Below are 24799 nucleotides of genomic sequence, written 5' to 3' on the forward strand. Positions count from 1 at the left end.
CTCGTTATGCAGATTTCGGCTGGATCGTATTTTCCGGCGACGGAGCCGCCGACGCGGGCCTTCCCTGCAGCAGGGCGAGCACCTTGTCGCGGGGGCCGTCGGCAACCAGATGGCCATTGTCAAACAGCAGCAGCCGATCGACCATGTTCAGCAATGACAAACGATGGGTCGAGATGATGATGGTCATGCGATCGTCCTGGAGTCCCTTGAGCCGTTCAAGGAATTCCTGTTCGCTGCGGATGTCGAAATGCGCGGTCGGCTCGTCGAGGAAGAGCACGCGAGGCTTGCGGATCAGGACGCGCGCGAGCCCGATGGCCTGCTTCTGGCCGCCGGACAGGCTGCGGCCACCTTCCGAGATCGGCATGTCATAGCCCATCGGATGGCCGGCGATGAAGCTCTCGACGCCGGAGAGCCGCGCGGCAAGCAGGACTTCCTCGTCGGTCGCTTCCGGTTTGCCGAGGGCGATGTTGTCGCGCAGCTTGCCGAAGAACAGGTCGGTATCCTGCATCGCAAAGCCGATGCCGGCGCGCAGGTCCGAAGGATCGTATTGCCGGGAGTCGACGCCGTCGACCAGGATACGGCCTTCCTTCGGCTCGTAAAATCCGAGCAGCAACCTGCCGACCGTGGTCTTGCCCGATCCCACCCGGCCGATGATGCCGACCCTTTCGCCGCCCTCGATCTTGAAGCTGATCTTTTCGAGCGCGTTGCCCGGCGCATTGGGGTAGGCGAACGACACGTTCTCGAAGGCGACCTTGCCGTCCTCGATCCGTCTCGCGACATAGGATCGGGTCGGCGAACGTTCCCGCTCGATCGACATGATGCGGTCGATCGCCTTGAGGGCCGATATCGTCTGCGTTCCCTTGGTGATCACGGAGGCGATCCCGGCGATCGGCGCCAGCACGCGGGCGGCGAGCATGTTCGCGGCGACCAGCGCGCCGACGCTGAGCTTGCCGTCGAGGATCAGGAAGATGCCGACGATGACGAGCAGCAGGCTGGTGATCTGCTGGGCGGTGCTCGCACTCGTCAGCGACAGCGACGACCAGAAGTGAACGTCCTCACCGGATCTGGCGGTTGCTGCGACCGAACGCTCCCACAGGGTCTGCATGCGGGCCTCGGCGCCGGTCGCGCGGACGGTTTCCAGACCCGACAGCGACTCGACGAGCACGCCGTGACGAGCGGCGGATTCGGCCTGCAGGCGCTTCATGGCGCGATCGAGCGGGCGTTGCAGCAGGAAGCCGATCAGCATGACGAGCGGGAGCATGAGCAGTGGGATCCATGCCAACGGCCCGGCAATGAGGAACAGCACCCCGACAAAGAGCACGGCAAACAGCAGGTCGGTCGCGGAAACCACGCTTCCGGACGTAAAGAATTCGCGCACCGAGTCAAAGTCCCGGAGCTGATTGGCTAGGATGCCGACGGAGGTCGGCCGTTGCGCCATCTTCACCGCCATCACATGCTCGAAGATGTTGGCGGCCAGCACGACGTCGATGGTCTTGCCGGTCACGTCGATCATGCGACTGCGGACCATGCGGAAGATGAAATCGAACAGGATACCGAGCCCCATGCCGATCGAGAGGGCGATCAGGGAGGGGATCGCGCCGTTGGGGATGACGCGGTCATAGACGCTCATCGTGAACAGCGGCGTCGCCAGCGCGAGGATGTTGGTCAGAAACGCGGCGATCGCGATGTGGCCGTAACTGGGCCAATGCGTCTTGACCACCGACCAGAACCAGTGGCTCCTCGGGATGTCGCCGGCGGCGACGGTGCGCGCATCGGCGTGCGCAGCACTTCTCACCAGGAACGCGTAGCCGGTGTAGTCGGCGGCGAGCGAGGCGAGTTCGACGATGCGCGGGCTGTTCGGCGTCTCAGGATCGACGATCTTGATGGTCTTGTTCGCCGTGTCCACGCCCAGAAGGATGAGCGCCGTTCCGTTCTTCATGATGAGGACAGCCGGCAAGACAAGCGCAGGAATTTCCGAAATGTCGCGCTTGACGGCCTCGGTCTCCAGGCCCGCGCGTCTGGCCGCACGGTCGTAGAGCGAGACGGACAGGCGTCCGTCCGTGATCGGCAGTCCGCCGAGCAGAGCTTCGCGGCTCACCGCGCGGCCGTGATAGGCCGCAAGATAGGTCAACGACGCGCTGAGGGGATCGTCGCCCAATGCACTCGGCCGACTTGTCGCGGCAGGCTTTGAAGTTGATTCATCCGGCGAGGGGCGGCCGGCGTCAGCCGCCGGGCTGGGAGTTCGCAATAACAATTCGAAACCTCGACAACCAAAATGGAAATGCAGAAATCGCATTCAAAGATTGTGTGCAGGCTACAACAAACGGCGAACGAAATCAGCGAAACTTGCTTTAAGTATTAATACGGAATCGGAAGGGCCCCGTTTGGGGCCCGTCCGGCAGTCCTGATTTCGGTTGGCGGCTTCTATCGAGCGGAGCTCGGGAAGGCCGACAGCAGCCAATGGGGCTTGGTCGAGGCATAGGAACTCGCCTTCGCCGAGACGGTCGGGTCCGCGTAAATGACGTTCGGGCCGTCGCTTGCGCTCTTCTGCTGCTGCATCCATTCCGAGGAACCGGGCACCGCCGCGGTTGCCGTCGAGCCGGTCCAGCGGTCGGCAAAACCAACATCCTTGCCGACCTCCTTGGGCTGGGCCGCTGCATAGGTCTTGCCGGGACGGGCTACGGGGGCCGGGACGCCGACATGCAGCGGTTCGGAGCCCGTTTGCGGCACGTTCACGCGCAGGGTGGGAAACGAGTAGCGGGGCAGGCCAATCGAAAGCATGTCCGTGGGGGCAGCATCGACCGGCGGGGGCGCCTTCAGATACTCGATCAGGGTCCCCATTGCCGCCAGCAGCTGATAGTCGGCGAACACGACGACGCTGCGGGCGGAGGTGAGCGAGACCGACGCGTTGAAGAACTGGTTCTGCGCGTTCAGCAGGTCGATCAGCGAGCGCTGGCCGAGTTCGTATTCCTTCTGGAAGGCCGCGATGGTCTTGCGGTCCGCTTCCAGCTGGCGCGCCAAGGCCGCGATGCGTGTGGCCGTAATCGTACGGGCATTCCACGCCTTGTCGATCGATTCATACGCGTCGCGCTGCAAGCGCGCGTGGCGCATGGTGGCTTCGGTAAAGCGCTCGGCCTTCTCCGACCTGTTCCAGGCATCCTGGCCGCCGCGGAAGATGTCCCACGACATCACCACCTTGCCACTGTAGTCCTCATGCGTAATGGCGGGAGTCCCGGTGGCCGCCACGTAGGGGTACGAGTTGTCGTAGTGGGTTGCCCGTCCCTCGAGATAAAACTTCGGGCCGAACGTTCCGTCCGTGGCCTTGAACGCATGCTTGGCGGCGTCGGCGTCGGACTGTGCCGCCGCAATCGTCGAATTGAACCGCAGGGTGGTCGCGAGCGCCTCGTCGCGGCTGTTCGGCAATCCCGCGAGAGGGGCGGGGAAGCGAACATTGATTGGCTCGAGGCCGACCGTCTTGCGGTACTTCGCCCTGGCGTCTTCCAGGCTGCGCTGGAATTCGGCGAGTGCCGCACGGGCGGCTTCGACGCGCTCCCGCGCTTGCTCCAGGTCGCCTTCGCCGGCGCGGCCGCCCGAGAAGCGGGAATTCACGTTTGCAAAGATCTTCTCGTGGTTGGCGACGTTTTGCTGGGCAAGGCTCACCAGCCGGATGTAGCGCACGACGTCCATGTAACCTTCGGCAGCGTCGAGGGCCAGCAGCTCGGTTCGTTCCTTGACGCGAGAGGCCGCCGCATTCACGCGCGCGGTCTGGCGCCAGACGTCATAGATCGACGAGAAGCCATCCCAAAGCAGCTGGCGCACCACCACCGATTCCTGGCTGCCATTGCGCCACGGTCCTGCACCCACAACCGGTGCCGACTGAATGTTCGGGCTGATGAAGTTCGGCGATTGGTCGAACTTTTCCGGTCCGTAGCTGGCGTCGATCCGCACCTGCGGCAGCAGCGTGCTCTGGGTTTGCCTCAGCTCGCTTTCCGTCGCCCGCCGGTTCGCCGAAGCCTCGCCAACGCCCGGGTTGGTCAGCATCGCCTGGCGCAATGCATCGTTAATGGAGAAAACCTCGGCACATGCTGGCGTTGCCGCCAGGCAAAGGCACGCGATGACCGTGTATGCCGACCGCATCAATTCCGCCCCCAACTTACAAAAATATTGCGTAGAATCCGCGAAGCGTAACGTACGGCGGTTCCGTAACCTATGACATTTCAGCCACACAATGGCCCTAACTAAGGCGGCTCTTCGGCCGCGGGTGGACCACAATCCCGAGATTTTGGTTAAAATTCAACCTTTTGGCTGTGGTCGCGGAGTTGCCCAGCAGCAACACCGGATATCCGGAACAGAAAGGTCAGTTAAGTTTGTCTTAGCGGCCGCCGGCCCGAGCTGCTGTTCGCGACAGACCGCCAGATGGGTTGCAACGAAGGGCGGCGCGTTGGAATTAAAGGCCGTCAAGCGGCTCGTTTACCCGGGTCGCGAGGATCGACGGAACTGTCCCCTCCGGGCCGCAAAGACATCTGCTGTTAGCTCGGCTCCCTTGCCTTTCGACGTTCCTCCCGCAACCGAGCGGGATTGGTCCTCGATCCGGTCTCGGTAGACGACGTCGGGAGGGGGCCGCGACTTCACTCCGGCGCAATCGGATGCGGCGGACGTTCGATCGATGCCCGGAGGCCCTCGAGTTCGACGAAGATATCAGCTTGCCTGCGAAGCTCGTCGGCGATCATGGGAGGTTTCGTTCGAATGCTGGAAACGACCGTGACACGCACGCCCTTCCGCCTGACGGCTTCGACAACGGCCCGCAAATCACCATCACCGGAGAACAGGAATGCGTGGTCGATGCGGTGCGCAATTTCCATTGCATCGATAGCGAGGTCGATGCCGATGCTGCGCTTCATGCGTCGCCGTCCATCGCCGTCGTCGTGCTGCTTGGCCGCCTTTCTTCGGACCGAATAGCCGTTGTAGTCGAGCCAATCCACCAGCGGCCGAAGGCTGCTGAATTCGTCATCGTCACGCACGACGGTGTAGAAATATGCACGGACGAGCTGCCCATGCTTGCTGAATTCCGCAAGCAGTCGCCTGAAATCAATCTCGAAACCGAGGTGCTTGACGGTGGTGTGAAGATTTGCGCCGTCGATGAAAAGTGCAATGCGATCGGTCATCTCAAATCCCCATGACGCCCGGAGCAGCTGCTGCTTCTTTTGGTTCTGGAAATGCCTCGGGTGCGGGCGCCCTGATTTAAATGACCGATCCTAGAGCAATGACTCGGTCGGGAAAAAGCTGAAATTTTCAACATGGCGGGTGTCATGTTGATGGTGCGCTTATTGATAAGATCGCAATCGACGCGACACGGCCGGCCGCAGCGACAAATGAAACGGTCGTCGTTGAAAGGACGCCAACGTCGCACCCGCGCTCGGACGAAGGCGCTCGGGCAGCGACGAAGAATTGTCAGCTATGGCGCTTCGTTTGTGGCGCTTCGTTGGCATCGGCCGCAATAACCGCGCGCGCAATTCCAATTCCAATCTTGATCCTGATATCCTTGGACCATCAATACAAATGAGTGCTTACGTCGTCGGGCGAGCGCCGCCGTCGACGCCAACCAATGGTGCAGCGCACCGCGGACCAGCCAGTGTGCATAAGGTGACGATTGCGTCAGATACAAGATTACATCTAAAATTGACCACGTGTAGCGGCGTCGTTTCGCGCCGGCGCGATATTTCGAGATACCACCTTTTTGCAGACACAAGTTTTCTCGCTCTCGGGGAGAGGACGGTTTTACGTTGCCCAATTGCACTAACAGTTTGTTTTGCTGGCGGTATGGCGGCGGCGTGTCTGCGCCGCCTCGATAAGTCGTTTCGTCCTCACAGCAGCAGCGAGCACCGACGGAGCGGCATGGCTCGACAGGCGGGGAGAGGAAGTAGGCTCGCAACGGCGGCCCGCCGTGACCACGCCAACCGGGCGCCTGATCGAGGATCGGGGCGGCGTGACCTGGGACGGGAAGGCATGGCCGAAGCGCGCGAGATGCCTCGTCGTAGTTTCGCTCTGCATCCTGCTGACCTGTTGCGGGGTAGCAAGACAGGCCATGGAGGAGGAGGCAGAGCCGGCAGCGATCAACCCAACGTCGGTCAGCCTCAACGGCACTCGCGGAATGCCGGCAGCGCCTTCCCGGATCAGATCGCACAGGCGGAGGCGAGGGCGTCCTGCGTGATCAAGGCGACCGAGCTCGCACGGCCGTTGCTTCCATTCCCCGAATTGCTCGATCGGGAGAATGCCCTGCGCAAGGCGTTGGCAGGGCAGGTTCAGGCAAGGACAATGTCCCTGCTCGAGCGAAACGTGCAGATCCAAAAACTTCATTCGCAGCTCCTCGATGAAGAGCGCAGCAGGCAATCGGCAGCGCCGGCCGACGCCGGCAAGCCGTCGCTGGCGGTCGCGCAGTGGCGACAATCGAACCCGGAGAGTTGCGGGCGGCTCGGAGGGGACTCCGCGGGCTGCTTTTGAGACGGGCGAAGTCTTTGAAGCGCTTCTTAGACCGAGCGTTCGGATCTGTATCGCCATCGTCGTACAGCGAGCCCGTGCCGGTCGGACATTGGGTGAGGCCCGTCATTCAATCCAGCGGCGCCGATCCCGCCTGGAAGTCCGGCGCTGCCTTCTGGCCGTTCTTCATCGATGGATGGTTCGGCAGAATGGCCGTAGTTTCACGGGCGCGCGTACGACCACCGTTCGTCGTGGCTTCCCCGTAAAGCCACGGATACCAGGTGTGACCCAGAGGAACCCCTTGTCGGATCGGCATTAATGTTAACGGAGGGGATCTCGTGCGGCCCTAGACGGCCGCGCAAATTTGCGGCAAATTGCATCTAGATTAGGTTTGGGATGCTTGCTCGCATTTTTTGCGGACACAGAGTGCAAGCCTTCCCACGACGAACGAATTTAAAGACAAGAATTTTTAATGCGTGCGGAGTTCAGAGCCGCACCGAAGCGGGCAGGGTAGTGCGTTCGAGGTCTTTCACAGCACGACGGACGAGCAAATAACATAAAAAAGCTTGGCAATTGCTTGTCGGTCGAAACGCTCGCAGATTTTTTTAAGCGAGCGTTTGGGTAGTTTGATGAATTGATTTTCGGCTGCAATCACACCTGCTCTGCGTCGGCAGAGTTTTTAGGAGTGTGTGTATTGCGTCGCGCTTATTTCAGTAGGAAGGCCGATACAGCGTCTTCGGCGTCAGCCCATCGTTCGATCGGGCCCTTACTTACCATCGCAAAAAATCAGGATGCGTCGATTGAGCCGGTCGCGCTGATCGACGCGCCGAAAATCGCCGAACGCGATCCGTTTCAACCGCTGTCGTTGCCTACAGCAATCCATCCAGACCGTCATTTTCAGAACCAGCCGATTGCAGGAGCAGAAGCATGACCACTCGTTCCGAAGTTGCTTCAACCCGTACCAACAATTCGGGTGCCAACGCACGGTTGCGGCTCAATTATTTCCGGTGTGAGGCGTTCATGGGTGTAAGCCACAAGCGCGAGATCGCCTTCATCGACCGCGGCATTGATGACCTCGAAACGCTACTTGCCGGCATCCGGCCGGATGTTGAGGTAATCCTGCTCTCTCATGATGAACCGGCTGTCCGTCAGATGGCGCGGGCGGTCGAAGGCAGGAGCGAACTGGAAGCAATCCACGTCATCGCCCACGGGCAGCCTGGAGCGATAGCTTTTTCGGCTGGGCTGCTCTCGCTTGACACCATGGATCGTGTCGCGCGTGATCTGGCGCATCTGGGCAGCGCCATCACGCAGGGCGGCGAACTACGGTTGTGGAGTTGCGCAGTCGCGCAGGGTGAGTACGGCGCGGCGTTCATCGACGCTGTCGCGGCCGCAACCGGCGCCAAGGTGGTGGCTTCGGCCCAGCGCGTCGGTGCCGCCGCACGCGGCGGCAGCTGGGATCTTTCGTCGCTCGACAACCCAGCTCTTGCAAAGCCGCCGATCACGGCCGCCGGGCAGGAGGCCTATGCGGGCGTGCTGGACACCAACAACACCACGATCTCCGGCAACAACAGCACCAACACGCTGACTGTGACCGGAAGCAACGACAGGGTCAGCGATGGCAACGGGACCAACTCGGTCACGGTCACCGGAAACAACAACACCGTCTCTGACGGCAACGGCACTAACACCGTTACGGTAAGCGGAAACAATAATACCGTTAGCGATGGCAACGGCACCAATACCATCACGGTCTCGGGCAACAACAACACCGTCAGCGACGGCAACGGCTCCAACACCATCATCGTCAGCGGCAGCAACGCGACGATCAGCGATGGCAATGGCGGCAACCTGATCTATGCGGCCAACACCACCGGCACCAACAGCATCAGCGACGGCAACGGCAGCAACGTCATTGTTGGTGGCAGCGGAACCGATACCATCAATGCGGGCAACGGCAGCAACATCATCTATGGTGGCGCCGGCAACGATACGATCAATGTCGGCAACGGCAGCGACGTCATCATGGCGGGGGCCGGCAGCGACACCGTCACCTCTGGCAACGGCAACGACCTGTTTATTTATGCGCTTTCGGACCATTACACGGTCACGGGCAGCGGCGCGAGCGCGACGCTGCATAGCATCGCCAACGACGTCGACACCTATGTTGCCGGCGGCGGCACCGATACCCTTCGCATCGTCGTAACTGCCGATGAATACGCGGTTATACAGTCCCAGCTTACCGCCTATGCCACCTGGCTCTCTACGCATAAGGGGAGCAGTGCGAGCTATTCGTTCAACTTCGCTGCCACAGGCGGCCTATCCGTCAACGGCTTTGAGGCGCTCCAGGTTCAGGTCGTCAACACCGGCACGGTCAACCTGGCGCTGAATGCGACTTCGAGCAGCGGGTCGCTGAACAGCCTCAATCTCTTCAGCAACACGGTCGGCACGAGCTCGACCAACTTCACCGACACGTTCAAAATCGTCGGCCTCGCTGCCGGTAACAGCGGCTCGGGCGGGACGACGGTGGACCCGTCGCTTAATGTCGCGCAGTACCTCGACGGCACCGCGACCCTGCCGACATCCTACACCGTGACCGGCGCGGACGGAACGCTGACCGTTAATGCGAATGGCACTTACAGCTACACGGTGACGTCCCACGTCTCTCTCACTGACACGTTCACGCTGACGACGCTCGACCAGAACGGCTTCGTTACCACGACGACGCTGACCTTTGGGGTGCCCAACCACGCGCCGGTCCTTTCCGGCGTTACCGCAACCGATCCGACCACGGTTGCCGAACTCACCGACGCATCCGCCCAGAACCTTGCGCCCATTCACGGCACGTTGACGGTGACCGATCTGGATGCCGGCAACACGTTGACCGCATCCGTGGTTGGCTCGCCGTCCGTCACGGTAAGCGGCGGTGGCACGGCACCCGCAGCGGTCGTGACCGCCTTGACCTCTGGCGCGCTGTCGCTCGGATCGGTGGTCGCCGACGGCGGTACCAAGACCATCGCCTGGACCTATGACGCCGCGGCGGCCAACCTCGACTTCCTGAAAGCGGGCCAGACCCTCACGGTGGACTACACCGTCAAGGTCAATGACGGCTTCGCCGACAGCGGCACGCAGCACATTATTATCACAATCACCGGCACCAACGACCAGACGGTGCTGACCTCCGTGAACAGCGCCTCGGTGTCGACGACGGTTGCAGAATCGGCCGGGAATTCCTCAGCGCAGGATATCGCCGCGATCGCCGGCAGTTTGGTCTTCAGCGACAAGGACGTCGGCGACAGCCTGACGGCGTCGGCGGGCTCGCCCACGATCGCGCTCAATGGCGGAGCGTTGCCGGCAGGGGTTGATGCGACCACGCTCAAGGCGGCGCTCGATCACCTGAGTTTCGGCAGTGGCGTGACCTCGAACGGCGGCGGCAGCCAGAACATCTCCTGGACCTGGGATCCGACCGCAGCCAACCTCGACTTCCTCAAGGCGGGCGACCAGCTCACTGTCACCTATGCGGTCAAGGTCGGCGATTCCGCGACCCAGAATCTGACCTTTACCATCACCGGCACCAACGACGCGCCATCGCAGCCTGTCGACGGCAACAATGCCGCCAACACGATTTCGGAGGGTGCCGCGGCCGGCACCAGCGTCGGCGTCACGGTTCACTCAACGGACGTAGATAGCCCGGCTGTGACCTATTCGCTGACCGGGGACACCTCGGGCGGTGGCTTCACCATCAATGCGGCCACCGGCGTCATCACCGTCGCCGATGCCAGCAAGCTCGACTACGAGTCCGCCGCAGGCCATGCCTACACCGTCACCGCGCAGGCTTCGGACGGCACGCTCTCGAGCTCGCAGACCTTCACGATCAACGTCACCGACGTGGCGCCCTCGACCCCGGTCGACAGCAACGCGGCAACCAACACCGTTGCCGAAGGTGCGGCCAACGGCTCAACCGTCGGCGTTACCGTGTCGTCGAGTGACGTCAACGGACCGGCTGTGACCTATAGCCTGACCGGGGACACCTCGGGCGGTGGCTTCACCATCAACGCGGCCACCGGTGTCATCACCGTCGCCGATGCCAGCAAGCTCGACTACGAGTCCGCCGCAGGCCATGCCTACACCGTCACCGCGCAGGCCTCGGACGGCACGCTTTCGAGCTCGCAGACCTTCACGATCAACGTCACCGACGTGGCGCCCTCGACCCCGGTCGACAGCAACGCGGCAACCAACACCGTTGCCGAAGGTGCGGCCAACGGCTCAGCCGTCGGCGTTACCGTGTCGTCGAGTGACGTCAACGGACCGGCTGTGACCTATTCGCTGACCGGGGACACCTCGGGCGGTGGCTTCACCATCAATGCGGCCACCGGCGTCATCACCGTCGCCGATGCCAGCAAGCTCGACTACGAGTCCGCCGCAGGCCACGCCTACACCGTCACCGCGCAGGCCTCGGACGGCACGCTTTCGAGCTCGCAGACCTTCACGATCAACGTCACCGACGTGGCGCCCTCGACCCCGGTCGACAGCAACGCGGCAACCAACACCGTTGCCGAAGGTGCGGCCAACGGCTCAGCCGTCGGCGTTACCGTGTCGTCGAGTGACGTCAACGGACCGGCTGTGACCTATTCGCTGACCGGGGACACCTCGGGCGGTGGCTTCACCATCAATGCGGCCACCGGCGTCATCACCGTCGCCGATGCCAGCAAGCTCGACTACGAGTCCGCCGCAGGCCACGCCTACACCGTCACCGCGCAGGCCTCGGACGGCACGCTTTCGAGCTCGCAGACCTTCACGATCAACGTCACCGACGTGGCGCCCTCGACCCCGGTCGACAGCAACGCGGCAACCAACACCGTTGCCGAAGGTGCGGCCAACGGCTCAGCCGTCGGCGTTACCGTGTCGTCGAGCGACGTCAACGGACCGGCTGTGACCTATTCGCTGACCGGGGACACCTCGGGCGGTGGCTTCACCATCAACGCGGCCACCGGTGTCATCACCGTCGCCGATGCCAGCAAGCTCGACTACGAGTCCGCCGCAGGCCACGCCTACACCGTCACCGCGCAGGCCTCGGACGGCACGCTTCGACCACCCAGACCTTCACCATTGCCGTCACCGACGTGGCGCCGACCCAGCCTGTCGACGGCAACAATGCCGCCAACACGGTTTCGGAAGGCGCCGCCAACGGCGACCTGGTCGGCATCACCGCGACCTCGAGCGACGTCAACGGCGGCACCGTCACGTTCTCGCTCAGCGACGACGCCGGCGGCCGCTTCGCCATCGACGCCTCGACCGGCGTCGTCACCGTGGCCAATGCCTCGCTGCTCGACTTCGAGACCACCACCAGCCACGACATCACCGTCAAGGCGGCCGACGCCAGCGGCGCCTTCACCACCCAGACCTTCACCATTGCCGTCACCGACGTGGCGCCGACCCAGCCTGTCGACGGCAACAATGCCGCCAACACGGTTTCGGAAGGCGCCGCCAACGGCGACCTGGTCGGCATCACCGCGACCTCGAGCGACGTCAACGGCGGCACCGTCACGTTCTCGCTCAGCGACGACGCCGGCGGCCGCTTCGCCATCGACGCCTCGACCGGCGTCGTCACCGTGGCCAATGCCTCGCTGCTCGACTTCGAGACCACCACCAGCCACGACATCACCGTCAAGGCGGCCGACGCCAGCGGCGCCTTCACCACCCAGACCTTCACCATTGCCGTCACCGACGTGGCGCCGACCCAGCCTGTCGACGGCAACAATGCCGCCAACACGGTTTCGGAAGGCGCCGCCAACGGCGACCTGGTCGGCATCACCGCGACCTCGAGCGACGTCAACGGCGGCACCGTCACGTTCTCGCTCAGCGACGACGCCGGCGGCCGCTTCGCCATCGACGCCTCGACCGGCGTCGTCACCGTGGCCAATGCCTCGCTGCTCGACTTCGAGACCACCACCAGCCACGACATCACCGTCAAGGCGGCCGACGCCAGCGGCGCCTTCACCACCCAGACCTTCACCATTGCCGTCACCGACGTGGCGCCGACCCAGCCTGTCGACGGCAACAATGCCGCCAACACGGTTTCGGAAGGCGCCGCCAACGGCGACCTGGTCGGCATCACCGCGACCTCGAGCGACGTCAACGGCGGCACCGTCACGTTCTCGCTCAGCGACGACGCCGGCGGCCGCTTCGCCATCGACGCCTCGACCGGCGTCGTCACCGTGGCCAATGCCTCGCTGCTCGACTTCGAGACCACCACCAGCCACGACATCACCGTCAAGGCGGCCGACGCCAGCGGCGCCTTCACCACCCAGACCTTCACCATTGCCGTCACCGACGTGGCGCCGACCCAGCCTGTCGACGGCAACAATGCCGCCAACACGGTTTCGGAAGGCGCCGCCAACGGCGACCTGGTCGGCATCACCGCGACCTCGAGCGACGTCAACGGCGGCACCGTCACGTTCTCGCTCAGCGACGACGCCGGCGGCCGCTTCGCCATCGACGCCTCGACCGGCGTCGTCACCGTGGCCAATGCCTCGCTGCTCGACTTCGAGACCACCACCAGCCACGACATCACCGTCAAGGCGGCCGACGCCAGCGGCGCCTTCACCACCCAGACCTTCACCATTGCCGTCACCGACGTGGCGCCGACCCAGCCTGTCGACGGCAACAATGCCGCCAACACGGTTTCGGAAGGCGCCGCCAACGGCGACCTGGTCGGCATCACCGCGACCTCGAGCGACGTCAACGGCGGCACCGTCACGTTCTCGCTCAGCGACGACGCCGGCGGCCGCTTCGCCATCGACGCCTCGACCGGCGTCGTCACCGTGGCCAATGCCTCGCTGCTCGACTTCGAGACCACCACCAGCCACGACATCACCGTCAAGGCGGCCGACGCCAGCGGCGCCTTCACCACCCAGACCTTCACCATTGCCGTCACCGACGTGGCGCCGACCCAGCCTGTCGACGGCAACAATGCCGCCAACACGGTTTCGGAAGGCGCCGCCAACGGCGACCTGGTCGGCATCACCGCGACCTCGAGCGACGTCAACGGCGGCACCGTCACGTTCTCGCTCAGCGACGACGCCGGCGGCCGCTTCGCCATCGACGCCTCGACCGGCGTCGTCACCGTGGCCAATGCCTCGCTGCTCGACTTCGAGACCACCACCAGCCACGACATCACCGTCAAGGCGGCCGACGCCAGCGGCGCCTTCACCACCCAGACCTTCACCATTGCCGTCACCGACGTGGCGCCGACCCAGCCTGTCGACGGCAACAATGCCGCCAACACGGTTTCGGAAGGCGCCGCCAACGGCGACCTGGTCGGCATCACCGCGACCTCGAGCGACGTCAACGGCGGCACCGTCACGTTCTCGCTCAGCGACGACGCCGGCGGCCGCTTCGCCATCGACGCCTCGACCGGCGTCGTCACCGTGGCCAATGCCTCGCTGCTCGACTTCGAGACCACCACCAGCCACGACATCACCGTCAAGGCGGCCGACGCCAGCGGCGCCTTCACCACCCAGACCTTCACCATTGCCGTCACCGACGTGGCGCCGACCCAGCCTGTCGACGGCAACAATGCCGCCAACACGGTTTCGGAAGGCGCCGCCAACGGCGACCTGGTCGGCATCACCGCGACCTCGAGCGACGTCAACGGCGGCACCGTCACGTTCTCGCTCAGCGACGACGCCGGCGGCCGCTTCGCCATCGACGCCTCGACCGGCGTCGTCACCGTGGCCAATGCCTCGCTGCTCGACTTCGAGACCACCACCAGCCACGACATCACCGTCAAGGCGGCCGACGCCAGCGGCGCCTTCACCACCCAGACCTTCACCATTGCCGTCACCGACGTGGCGCCGACCCAGCCTGTCGACGGCAACAATGCCGCCAACACGGTTTCGGAAGGCGCCGCCAACGGCGACCTGGTCGGCATCACCGCGACCTCGAGCGACGTCAACGGCGGCACCGTCACGTTCTCGCTCAGCGACGACGCCGGCGGCCGCTTCGCCATCGACGCCTCGACCGGCGTCGTCACCGTGGCCAATGCCTCGCTGCTCGACTTCGAGACCACCACCAGCCACGACATCACCGTCAAGGCGGCCGACGCCAGCGGCGCCTTCACCACCCAGACCTTCACCATTGCCGTCACCGACGTGGCGCCGACCCAGCCTGTCGACGGCAACAATGCCGCCAACACGGTTTCGGAAGGCGCCGCCAACGGCGACCTGGTCGGCATCACCGCGACCTCGAGCGACGTCAACGGCGGCACCGTCACGTTCTCGCTCAGCGACGACGCCGGCGGCCGCTTCGCCATCGACGCCTCGACCGGCGTCGTCACCGTGGCCAATGCCTCGCTGCTCGACTTCGAGACCACCACCAGCCACGACATCACCGTCAAGGCGGCCGACGCCAGCGGCGCCTTCACCACCCAGACCTTCACCATTGCCGTCACCGACGTGGCGCCGACCCAGCCTGTCGACGGCAACAATGCCGCCAACACGGTTTCGGAAGGCGCCGCCAACGGCGACCTGGTCGGCATCACCGCGACCTCGAGCGACGTCAACGGCGGCACCGTCACGTTCTCGCTCAGCGACGACGCCGGCGGCCGCTTCGCCATCGACGCCTCGACCGGCGTCGTCACCGTGGCCAATGCCTCGCTGCTCGACTTCGAGACCACCACCAGCCACGACATCACCGTCAAGGCGGCCGACGCCAGCGGCGCCTTCACCACCCAGACCTTCACCATTGCCGTCACCGACGTGGCGCCGACCCAGCCTGTCGACGGCAACAATGCCGCCAACACGGTTTCGGAAGGCGCCGCCAACGGCGACCTGGTCGGCATCACCGCGACCTCGAGCGACGTCAACGGCGGCACCGTCACGTTCTCGCTCAGCGACGACGCCGGCGGCCGCTTCGCCATCGACGCCTCGACCGGCGTCGTCACCGTGGCCAATGCCTCGCTGCTCGACTTCGAGTCCGCCGCAGGCCACGCCTACACCGTCACCGCGCAGGCTTCGGACGGCACGCTTTCGAGCTCGCAGACCTTCACGATCAACGTCACCGACGTGGCGCCCTCGACCCCGGTCGACAGCAACGCGGCAAGCAATACCGTTGCCGAAGGTGCGGCCAACGGCTCAACCGTCGGCGTTACCGTGTCGTCAAGCGACGTCAACGGACCGGCTGTGACCTATTCGCTGACCGGGGACACCTCGGGCGGTGGCTTCACCATCAACGCGGCCACCGGTGTCATCACCGTCGCCGATGCCAGCAAGCTCGACTACGAGTCCGCCGCAGGCCACGCCTACACCGTCACCGCGCAGGCTTCGGACGGCACGCTTTCGAGCTCGCAGACCTTCACCATTGGGGTCACCGACGTGGCGCCCTCGACCCCGGTCGACAGCAACGCGGCAACCAACACCGTTGCCGAAGGTGCGGCCAACGGCTCAACCGTCGGCGTTACCGTGTCGTCGAGCGACGTCAACGGACCGGCCGTGACCTATTCGCTGACCGGGGACACCTCGGGCGGTGGCTTCACCATCAATGCGGCCACCGGCGTCATCACCGTCGCCGATGCCAGCAAGCTCGACTACGAGTCCGCCGCAGGCCACGCCTACACCGTCACCGCGCAGGCTTCGGACGGCACGCTTTCGAGCTCGCAGACCTTCACCATTGGGGTCACCGACGTGGCGCCCTCGACCCCGGTCGACAGCAACGCGGCAACCAACACCGTTGCCGAAGGTGCGGCCAACGGCTCAACCGTCGGCGTTACCGTGTCGTCGAGTGACGTCAACGGACCGGCTGTGACCTATAGCCTGACCGGGGACACCTCGGGCGGTGGCTTCACCATCAACGCGGCCACCGGTGTCATCACCGTCGCCGATGCCAGCAAGCTCGACTACGAGTCCGCCGCAGGCCACGCCTACACCGTCACCGCGCAGGCTTCGGACGGCACGCTTTCGAGCTCGCAGACCTTCACCATTGGGGTCACCGACGTGGCGCCCTCGACCCCGGTCGACAGCAACGCGGCAACCAACACCGTTGCCGAAGGTGCGGCCAACGGCTCAACCGTCGGCGTTACCGTGTCGTCGAGCGACGTCAACGGACCGGCCGTGACCTATTCGCTGACCGGGGACACCTCGGGCGGTGGCTTCACCATCAATGCGGCCACCGGCGTCATCACCGTCGCCGATGCCAGCAAGCTCGACTACGAGTCCGCCGCAGGCCACGCCTACACCGTCACCGCGCAGGCTTCGGACGGCACGCTTTCGAGCTCGCAGACCTTCACCATTGGGGTCACCGACGTGGCGCCCTCGACCCCGGTCGACAGCAACGCGGCAACCAACACCGTTGCCGAAGGTGCGGCCAACGGCTCAACCGTCGGCGTTACCGTGTCGTCGAGCGACGTCAACGGACCGGCTGTGACCTATTCGCTGACCGGGGACACCTCGGGCGGTGGCTTCACCATCAACGCGGCCACCGGCGTCATCACCGTCGCCGATGCCAGCAAGCTCGACTACGAGTCCGCCGCAGGCCACGCCTACACCGTCACCGCGCAGGCTTCGGACGGCACGCTTTCGAGCTCGCAGACCTTCACGATCAACGTCACCGACGTTGCCCCAATCGGTGTGAATGATACCAGCGCCAGTGCGGGAGCGACGGCCGCGACCGAAAAGGGAGGGACCAACAACGGTTCCGGCGGAGCCAACGGTACTGGCAACGTATTGACGAACGATACCGATATTAATAGCACCAGTGCGGTATTGTCTGTTGCTTCCTTCCGAACGGGAAATCTGGAAGGATCCGGCACAGCGGGCACTCTCGGCTTCGGCCTGATCGGCGCCCACGGAACGCTGACGCTCAACAGCAACGGCAGCTACAGCTATGTGGTGAACGAGACCGACGCCAGCGTTCAGGCGCTTAACGTCGGCCAGTCGACGACCGACTCGTTCAACTACACGGTCAGCGACGGCAGTCTGACAGACACGGCGGTGCTGACCGTCACCATCAACGGCGCCAACGACGCGCCGGTCAACACCGTTCCCGGATCGCAGAATGCTGCCACAATTAATACGAATGTCACATTCAGCGCTGCCAACGGCAACGCGATTTCGATTTCGGACGTCGATGTCGGCGCCGGAACTGAATCTGTCTCGTTGACGGTTGGACACGGCGTATTGACCCTGGCCACGACAGCTGGCCTTAGCGGACTATCTGGCAACGGTACAGGAACGGTGACATTCACCGGTACCGTGACAAACATAAACAATGCGCTGAATGGTCTCGTTTATAACCCAGCGGATACGTTTACGGGTACCGATACCTTGGCGATCACTACGACAGACACTGGCGGTCTGAGCGACAGCGATACTGTCAACATTGTTGAAGGGACGAACGCGGCCGCTCTCACGACGGGCCCCGATACCGTGAACTTTGTATCTGGCACAAACTCCGTCACAAGCGCGAACACTGCGGGAAGTATCACACTTACCAACGGCGACAACCTGACGGGTGGCTCAGGTAGTGACACACTTTCGGTCACAAATACCGGCACTAACAGTCTTACTTCGTTTAGCTATACCATCGGCGATGGAGCTCATTCGGACGTCGGTCTCACAAATTTTGAAACGTTGTCGATATCGGGCACCGGTAGCAATGGTGGGCATTCGATCGACGTTTCATTCACGTTCGATGCCAATTACAGCAATGGTGGTCAACTGACCGTCGATGCCACCGGGCTATCCGCCAATATAAATTCGTTCGTGTTTAACGCAGGTGCAGTTACAGCCGCGTCATCATCGTTTGCGGTTACGGGCACCGATCAATCGAGCAACACATTAATTGGCGGCGCGGGCAATGATACCTTGGTTGGAGGTAGCCAAGCTGACCTTCTCGTCGGCGGAGGAGGTAACGACACCCTCACAGGCAACGGCGGAGCCGATCAATTCCGGCTCCGAACGGACAAAGGCACGGATACGATAACCGACTATACGGATAATACCGATAAAATTGGATTCCTTGGCGGAGCGGTAGCTGGCGGATTCACGTTCGGGAATACTGTTGCTTCATCCGGTGGCACGACGCTCAGTGCAAGTGACTTGACCCAACGTGCAACGATCAGCGCTATCAGCGGGGCCAATGACGATAATCAGGTGATCGTGATTACCGGCTCTCAGAACAATTCGGCCATTACAACAACTACCGTGAGCGGCGCGACTAACTTGTACGTTATCGTGTTGGACTCGACTACCGGCAAGGGTGAAATCTGGTTCGATAGCGATTGGGGTGACACGGCAAACCGTGTGCAGGTGGCTACGCTAAACAATGTCACTACTACCGCGGCTGTCACTGCAATCACCAACACGGATATCGTTGTCTACAACGGCAGTGTGTCCCCAGCAGGTATTGCTGGGGAGCCCATCAATCTCGGGCTTGTCGCTCCTCCCGGCTACGTCGATGCTGTTACAGCAGCCATCTCGGGTGTTCCAGCCGGTTGGACACTCAGCGAGGGCTCGCTGAATGCCGACGGCACCTGGAGCGTGCAAACCAACGATGTCAGCACACTGAGCATAACAGCGCCTGCCGGATACGTGGGTGCACTAGCACTTCAAGTTACGTTGCCCTGGATAGATCCTTTTACAGATTCCAACACACTTGTGGACAACGTCGAGGCCTACGCGCCTGGCTCTCCAATCTTCGCCTGGTCCGGCAACGACCACCTGACCGGCTCGAGCGGCCACGACACGTTCGTGTTCTCGCAGCCGATCGGCAACGACGTCGTGCACGGTTTCGAAGTGTCCTCCGACGTCATCGACCTGATCAGCTACGGCTGGCAGAGCTTCAGCGACGTTCAGGCCCATACCGCCGACGACGCCAACGGAAACGCCGTGGTCACGCTTGCTGATGGCCAGACAATCACACTCGACGGCGTCCACACGGCAGACCTAACCGCAGCAAACTTCGAATTCGACGTGACGCCGACGGTCGAAAATCCGGGCGCGATGACGATCGGCGACGGCGCGATGCTGCCGCTGTCGGGCGTCATCCACAACACCGGCGAGATCGACCTGCAGGCCTCCGGCGACAACACGCTGCTGCAGCTGATCCAGACCGGGATCACGCTCAACGGCGGCGGTCATGTGGTCCTGTCCGACGATGATCACAACGTCATCGCCGGAACGGTCTCGAATGTCACGCTCGACAACGTCGACAACGTGATCTCCGGAGCCGGGCAGATCGGGCAGGGGAGCCTGACCCTGAGCAATGAGGGCATCATCGATGCCACCGGAACCCATGCCCTGGTGATTGACACCGGCGCCAACGTGATCACCAACGCTGGCACGCTGGAGGCAACCGGTGCGGGTGGCCTGGTGCTCGCCAGTGCCGTGGCCAACAGCGGTCTGATCTGGGCCAATGGCGGCGCCGTCGCCGCAGAGGGCGAGGTTACCGGCAGCGGCAATGCGCTGATCAGCGGGGCCGGCACCATCGAGTTCGGGGCAGCCTCGGCGGCAGGCGTCACCTTCGATGTGACTGCCGCCGGCCATCTGATCCTGGATGACGCCTTCCACTTCTCAGGCACGGTGAGTGGCCTCGATGGCAACGACGACATCGACATCAAGGGCATCAGCTTCGGTGCTGGCACCACCTTGAACTTCACGGAGAACCAGGCCGGGACCGGCGGTACTCTGACGGTGTCGGATGGCGCTCACACGGCGAACATCGTCCTGCTCGGTCAATACGATCCGAATGGTTTTGCCGAGAAGGCTGACACCACGAACGGCACGGTGATCACCTATGATCCGCACCACATCGCTTGAGGGGCGTGAGCGCATTTACTATGGGAGAGACCACGCGGGGAGGAGGCGAACCCCGTATGTTTACCCTCCTGCCTGTTTTGTGCCGGCGGCGGCTATCAACGCGGCCGCCGCCCATGCTAAATGGGGGGATTGGATGATTGATTTATTTGAATCTTTCGACTGCTGCCCAGGGGCGGCCAGCGATCATGTTTAGAAGGTGGCTCCGGCCAATTTCCGCGTGAGTATCCTCCGTAAAAAAGCGGACGAATTCCGGCAGTCGCTGCAAGCCTGCCAGAGCTATTTTGTCACTGCGGCCATATTCAGCCTGGCCATTAACCTTCTCTACCTGGCTGGCCCGCTGTACATGCTGCAGGTCTATGACCGCGTGATCTCAAGCGCCAGCGAGATCACGCTGCTGATGCTGACGCTTGCCCTGTTGCTGGCGTTCATGGCACTAGCTGGACTCGATGCGGTCCGCGCACGTGTGCTGACACGCACCAGCATTCGCCTCGATCGGATGATCGCGCCGCGGGTGATGACCGCAATCATCGACCATTCGGCAAAAATCGGTGGCGCGCGCAGTCAGCTGCTCCGCGATTTTGATACGTTCCGCCAGTTCATCACCGGGTCTGGAATTCACGCGGTCTTCGATCTGCCGTGGTCGCCGATCTACATCGCGGTGATCTTTTGCCTGCACCCGTTCCTGGGCGCATTTGCACTGGGATGCTCGATCATTCTGGTCCTGATGGCCTTTCTCAATGAATGGATCGTCAAGCCTCCGCTCTCCGAATCCAGCGAGGCGGCAAATCGAAATTACAGTTTCACCGAGATGAGCCTGCGCAACACCGAGGTGGTGCGCGCCATGGGGATGACCGCGGGCCTCCTGAATCGCTGGAGTAGGGACCGCGACCGCATGCTTGAGCGCCAGGTCGCCGCAAGTGATCGCGCGGCGACGATGCAGAGCATGATCCGTTTCCTGCGGCTGTCGATGCAATCCTTGATCCTCGGTCTTGGAGCCTATCTGGTGATCGAGCGCATGACCACCGCCGGTGCCATGTTTGCCGCCAGCATCCTACTTGGCCGCGCGTTGCAGCCGATTGAACAGATCGTTGGATCCTGGCGCAGTCTCGTCTCGGCCCGCGGTGCATTCCTGCGGGTGCGCGACCTGTTGGGAGCCAATCCGCCGCGCCAATCTGGACTGACGCTGCCGCGGCCCGAGGGCCGTCTTTCCGTCGAAGCGCTGTCTTTTGCCGCGCCCGGAACATCAAAGCCCATTCTGCGCGGCGTCACCTTCCAGATCGAACCGGGTGAAGTATTGGGGATTATCGGCCCCTCTGGCGCCGGCAAATCCACGCTGGCGCGTCATATTGTCGGCGTTCAGGCGCCATCCGCAGGCGCCGTTCGCCTCGACGGGTCTGACGTTTCGAGCTGGATCAGGTCGTCGCTCGGCGAGCATCTTGGCTATCTACCCCAGGATATCGAGCTGTTTGCCGATACGGTGGCCGCCAATATTTGTCGGTTCAAGGACGGAGACGACAAGGACATCATTCTGGCGGCGCGAATGGCTGACGTACACGAGATGATCCTGCGGCTCGTCGATGGCTACGATACCCAGGTCGGGGAGGGTGGCGCGATCCTGTCCGGAGGCTACCGCCAGCGCATTGGCCTCGCACGCGCCGTCTACGGCAATCCGAGCCTGGTCGTGCTCGATGAGCCCAGCTCGAACCTTGATGCCGAGGGCGACGCAGCGCTGGCCGACTGCATCACGCAGCTGAAGAAGCGCGGGACCACGGTGGTGATCATTTCCCATCGGCCGGCCACAATCGGCGTGGTCGACAAGATACTGGTGTTGCGCGAAGGCGTGGCCGAGATGTTCGGACCACGGAGCGAAATCCTGGCGCGCCTCACGCGGCCTGTGCCGGTTCCTGCAGTTCGGGGAGCGACCGGTTAGGAGAAATCATGACATTGCTTGATGTCTCAGATCCGTCGATGCGTCCCGCTGCTGCCCCACGCGGGACAAAGCGCGCGAACAAGGATGGCGCGCCAAACGACTCCATTCGCAAGGTCGCCGGAGCGGGGTGGTTGATCATTGCCATCTTCTTCGGCGGCATCGGCACCTGGGCGGTGACGGCGCCGCTCAACGGGGCGGTGGTCGCCAATGCGGTCGTGAAGGTCGATGGCAACCGCAAGAGCCTCCAGCACCTCGACGGCGGTATCGTCAAGGAATTGCACGTCAGGGAAGGCGACAGGGTGCTCGCCGGCGACCTGTTGATCGTGCTGGACGAGACCCAAGCTCGCGCGGAGCACGAGGTACTAACGCAGCAATACGCCGTGCTTCGCGCATCGGAAGTCCGGCTGCTGACCGAGCTCGACCATGGCTCCCAGCTTGTCATGCCGCCGGATCTGAAGGCGCGCTCTGACGATCCGTATTTCAAGAGCGTCTGGAACGGACAGCTCAGTCAGTTTGACACCCGCAGGGCCTCGCTCGAAGGGCAAAGAAGCGTCGTACGCGAGAAGATCAATCAACTGGGATCGCAGATCGTTGGTGCGGAAGCGCAGGTGAAGTCGTTCACCAATCAGATCGATTCAGTGCGCAAGGAGGCCAAGGACGTCGCTCCGCTCGTCGAGCGAGGACTGATCGCCCGTCCCCGCATCCTGCAGCTGGAGCGCACAGCGTACGGTCTCGAGGGCCAGATCGCTGATGCAAACGCCAACATCGCCAAGGCCCGCCAGGCGATCGCGGAGCAGGAGCAGCAAATTGCCCAGTTCGACAACGATCGGATGACCGACGTCACCAAGGACTTGCGCGACACCCAAGCCAGACTCCTGGAGGTGATTCCGAAGGCGATGAATGCCAAAGCGGTGCTGGGCCGGATGGAAATTCGCGCTCCCTATACCGGGCGGGTGGTTGGCCTCAGCGTGTTTTCGATGGGAGGCGTGATTCAGCGCGGCGACAAGATTCTGGACATCGTGCCGGACGAAGATTCGCTGACAATCGAAGCCCAGGTCGCCGTCGAGGACATCAGCGATGTCCACCCGAACACGCGCGCCGAAGTTCACCTGACGGCCTACAAGCAGCGGATCGTTCCGATCATTCACGGCGACGTCATTCAGGTCTCCGCCGACCGTCTGACGGATCCCAAGACCAACAATCCCTATTACACGGCCTACGTTCGGATCGACCAGGACGAGTTGGCAACCATGCCCAACATCCACCTTTATCCGGGAATGCCGGCAACCGTAATGATCCCGACGATTCAGCGAACCGCGTTTGATTACATCGTCGGGCCGCTGGTCATGTCGTTCAATCACGCGTTCCGGCAGAAGTGAGTCTTGGACCGATCCCTTGAGGCCAGTCTGGTTCCCTGGCGCTTAATTGTTTTGAAGTCGCTGTTGCCCCCCTGCCACCAATAATGCTGCTGTGCAGGTCTATGCTGCTCCCTGCAACAGGGCGCTCTCATGTATGACGTATACTTGGGTGGGAAAAACGATCTGCTGGTTATCCGGCGTGGACTTCCCATCCCTTCGAAATTAGGCGGAAACTGGCGCAAAAAGAAGCGCACCGTGCGATCGGTGAGCGAAAGAATTCAGGAGGACGTCGAAAAGCGTGGCTACCACTGGCGCAAGCTGGCCAGTCGGGTTCGATGAGACAGGTACGTTGAAGAGCACGTCCTGCTCTACGCTCGCCTTAAGGCTCTGGTTGCCGTTTTCGGCCAGCATTCGCTATTGCAGGTAGGTCGCGATCAGCGACAGCGAAGGTTCGATGCAACGTGAAACTCCGACAGCCCGGTTGGCGGTCTTTCTCGTGGGGAGGCCCATTATGATCAAGGGCTTCGCGGTAGGCCGCATTGGTGGTGCTGGGAGCATCGCAAGTAATGTCACGCATGGTCGGTACACCGACGCGACGCTGGCTATGCTGAGGCAGATCAGGCACTCATTTCGCATTTGAAACGCGCGGCGCGCCAACACACGCACCAGCTCCAACCTGTCCGCGCCAATGTTGCGGGAATTCCCAGCAATCTAGATTCAGCCGGGGAGGACAATCATCCGGCGCCGCTCAGGCGAGTAGGCTCGGCCTCGCACGGACGCAACGCGTCTAGGCGGGAGCATGCGTTCGTTAGGCGCTAACCGGTGACGTCGGAACGATTCAATCTCAGGGAAAGCACGCCGTCGCCGAGATCGGAATCACCAATGTCCTGGAGCCCACATTCATTGAATAGTTGACCGACGCGCTGACCGAATTGCCGCAAGCAGCAGCGGTATAGGTGAAGGTAGGTGATACGTCTGGACCGAAATACCGGCTCTTGGTGTAGGCAACCGTTGTTGCGGCATCCGAGCATACGGTCGTTTTGACTGATGCACACCTGGCGCCGTCTTCTACGGCAAAGTGGAGGCTGCCAATCAGAAAGAGACCAACGCACAGCGTGATGGTGCCGACAAGGAGCGCGATCAGAATGGGCGCGATAAGAGCGAATTCGACCGCTGTCGTTCCTGCTCGATCGAGCCGCAAGGATTTCAGGAGCTTTCGCACG

The 24799-nt window shown here is 62.8% G+C and carries 13 protein-coding genes and 3 pseudogenes; 8 read left to right on the plus strand and 8 right to left on the minus strand.

Annotated elements, in window-relative coordinates; genetic code table 11:
- Positions 1-4: 4 nt before the first annotated feature.
- The 3 genes from G6P99_RS18175 to G6P99_RS18185 form a co-directional block, all read right to left on the minus strand.
- A complete protein-coding gene (locus G6P99_RS18175) occupies positions 5-2131 on the minus strand; it encodes a type I secretion system permease/ATPase (protein WP_414645595.1) in 2127 nt (708 codons plus the stop codon).
- 293 nt (positions 2132-2424) lie between these two features.
- On the minus strand, positions 2425-4137 hold the full coding sequence (locus G6P99_RS18180; protein ID WP_165128876.1) for a TolC family outer membrane protein: 1713 nt from the start codon (positions 4135-4137) through the stop codon (positions 2425-2427).
- Positions 4138-4628: 491 nt separating this feature from the next.
- On the minus strand, positions 4629-5165 hold the full coding sequence (locus tag G6P99_RS18185; RefSeq protein ID WP_165128878.1) for an NYN domain-containing protein: 537 nt from the start codon (positions 5163-5165) through the stop codon (positions 4629-4631).
- Positions 5166-6006: 841 nt separating this feature from the next.
- Here G6P99_RS18185 and G6P99_RS18190 point away from each other — a divergent pair.
- The 3 genes and pseudogenes from G6P99_RS18190 to G6P99_RS47680 all read left to right on the plus strand — a co-directional run.
- Positions 6007-6501, plus strand: coding sequence for a hypothetical protein (locus G6P99_RS18190; RefSeq protein WP_165128880.1), 495 nt, complete (start codon positions 6007-6009; stop codon positions 6499-6501).
- Positions 6502-7171: 670 nt separating this feature from the next.
- Complete coding sequence (locus tag G6P99_RS18195) at positions 7172-7408, plus strand: hypothetical protein (RefSeq protein ID WP_165128882.1); 237 nt, start codon at positions 7172-7174, stop codon at positions 7406-7408.
- 89 nt (positions 7409-7497) lie between these two features.
- A pseudogene (locus G6P99_RS47680) lies at positions 7498-7953 on the plus strand (DUF4347 domain-containing protein); the annotation flags it as partial.
- Between the two features lie 44 nt (positions 7954-7997).
- Here G6P99_RS47680 and G6P99_RS18205 read toward each other — a convergent pair.
- On the minus strand, positions 7998-8315 hold the full coding sequence (locus G6P99_RS18205; RefSeq protein ID WP_334262064.1) for a hypothetical protein: 318 nt from the start codon (positions 8313-8315) through the stop codon (positions 7998-8000).
- A gap of 73 nt (positions 8316-8388) precedes the next feature.
- Here G6P99_RS18205 and G6P99_RS47685 point away from each other — a divergent pair.
- Positions 8389-8502, plus strand: a pseudogene (locus G6P99_RS47685) (calcium-binding protein); the annotation flags it as partial.
- Positions 8503-8825: 323 nt separating this feature from the next.
- On the opposite strand, the gene G6P99_RS18210 reads toward G6P99_RS47685, so the two are convergent.
- The 3 genes from G6P99_RS18210 to G6P99_RS18220 all read right to left on the minus strand — a co-directional run bounded on the left by G6P99_RS18210 (position 8826) and on the right by G6P99_RS18220 (position 9491).
- The gene (locus G6P99_RS18210) at positions 8826-8948 is read right to left on the minus strand and encodes a hypothetical protein (protein ID WP_334262065.1); all 123 of its coding nucleotides are present in this window, start codon (positions 8946-8948) and stop codon (positions 8826-8828) included.
- 168 nt (positions 8949-9116) lie between these two features.
- Positions 9117-9281 (minus strand): hypothetical protein, encoded by a 165-nt coding sequence (locus G6P99_RS18215; RefSeq protein WP_334262066.1) that lies wholly within the window; start codon positions 9279-9281, stop codon positions 9117-9119.
- 30 nt (positions 9282-9311) lie between these two features.
- Positions 9312-9491: a hypothetical protein gene (locus G6P99_RS18220; RefSeq protein ID WP_334262067.1), complete on the minus strand. Its 180-nt coding sequence runs from the start codon at positions 9489-9491 to the stop codon at positions 9312-9314.
- Between G6P99_RS18220 and G6P99_RS47690 the strand changes: the two are divergent.
- The 4 genes and pseudogenes from G6P99_RS47690 to G6P99_RS18260 all read left to right on the plus strand — a co-directional run.
- Positions 9424-11517 (plus strand): annotated as a pseudogene (locus tag G6P99_RS47690) (cadherin domain-containing protein); the annotation flags it as partial. The gene G6P99_RS18220 and the pseudogene G6P99_RS47690 overlap by 68 nt on opposite strands.
- A gap of 80 nt (positions 11518-11597) precedes the next feature.
- Positions 11598-20288, plus strand: a complete 8691-nt coding sequence (locus tag G6P99_RS18250; RefSeq protein ID WP_334262070.1) for a cadherin domain-containing protein — start codon at positions 11598-11600, stop codon at positions 20286-20288.
- A 223-nt stretch (positions 20289-20511) separates the two neighbouring features.
- Positions 20512-22218 (plus strand): type I secretion system permease/ATPase, encoded by a 1707-nt coding sequence (locus G6P99_RS18255; protein ID WP_414645596.1) that lies wholly within the window; start codon positions 20512-20514, stop codon positions 22216-22218.
- A gap of 8 nt (positions 22219-22226) precedes the next feature.
- A complete protein-coding gene (locus tag G6P99_RS18260; protein WP_246709570.1) occupies positions 22227-23597 on the plus strand; it encodes an HlyD family type I secretion periplasmic adaptor subunit in 1371 nt (456 codons plus the stop codon).
- An 823-nt stretch (positions 23598-24420) separates the two neighbouring features.
- On the opposite strand, the gene G6P99_RS18265 is transcribed toward G6P99_RS18260, so the two are convergent.
- On the minus strand, positions 24421-24798 hold the full coding sequence (locus G6P99_RS18265; protein WP_165123043.1) for a TadE/TadG family type IV pilus assembly protein: 378 nt from the start codon (positions 24796-24798) through the stop codon (positions 24421-24423).
- Position 24799: the final 1 nt, after the last annotated feature.

This window comes from Bradyrhizobium sp. 6(2017), from assembly GCF_011058295.2.
GTDB classification, from domain to species: domain Bacteria; phylum Pseudomonadota; class Alphaproteobacteria; order Rhizobiales; family Xanthobacteraceae; genus Bradyrhizobium; species Bradyrhizobium septentrionale.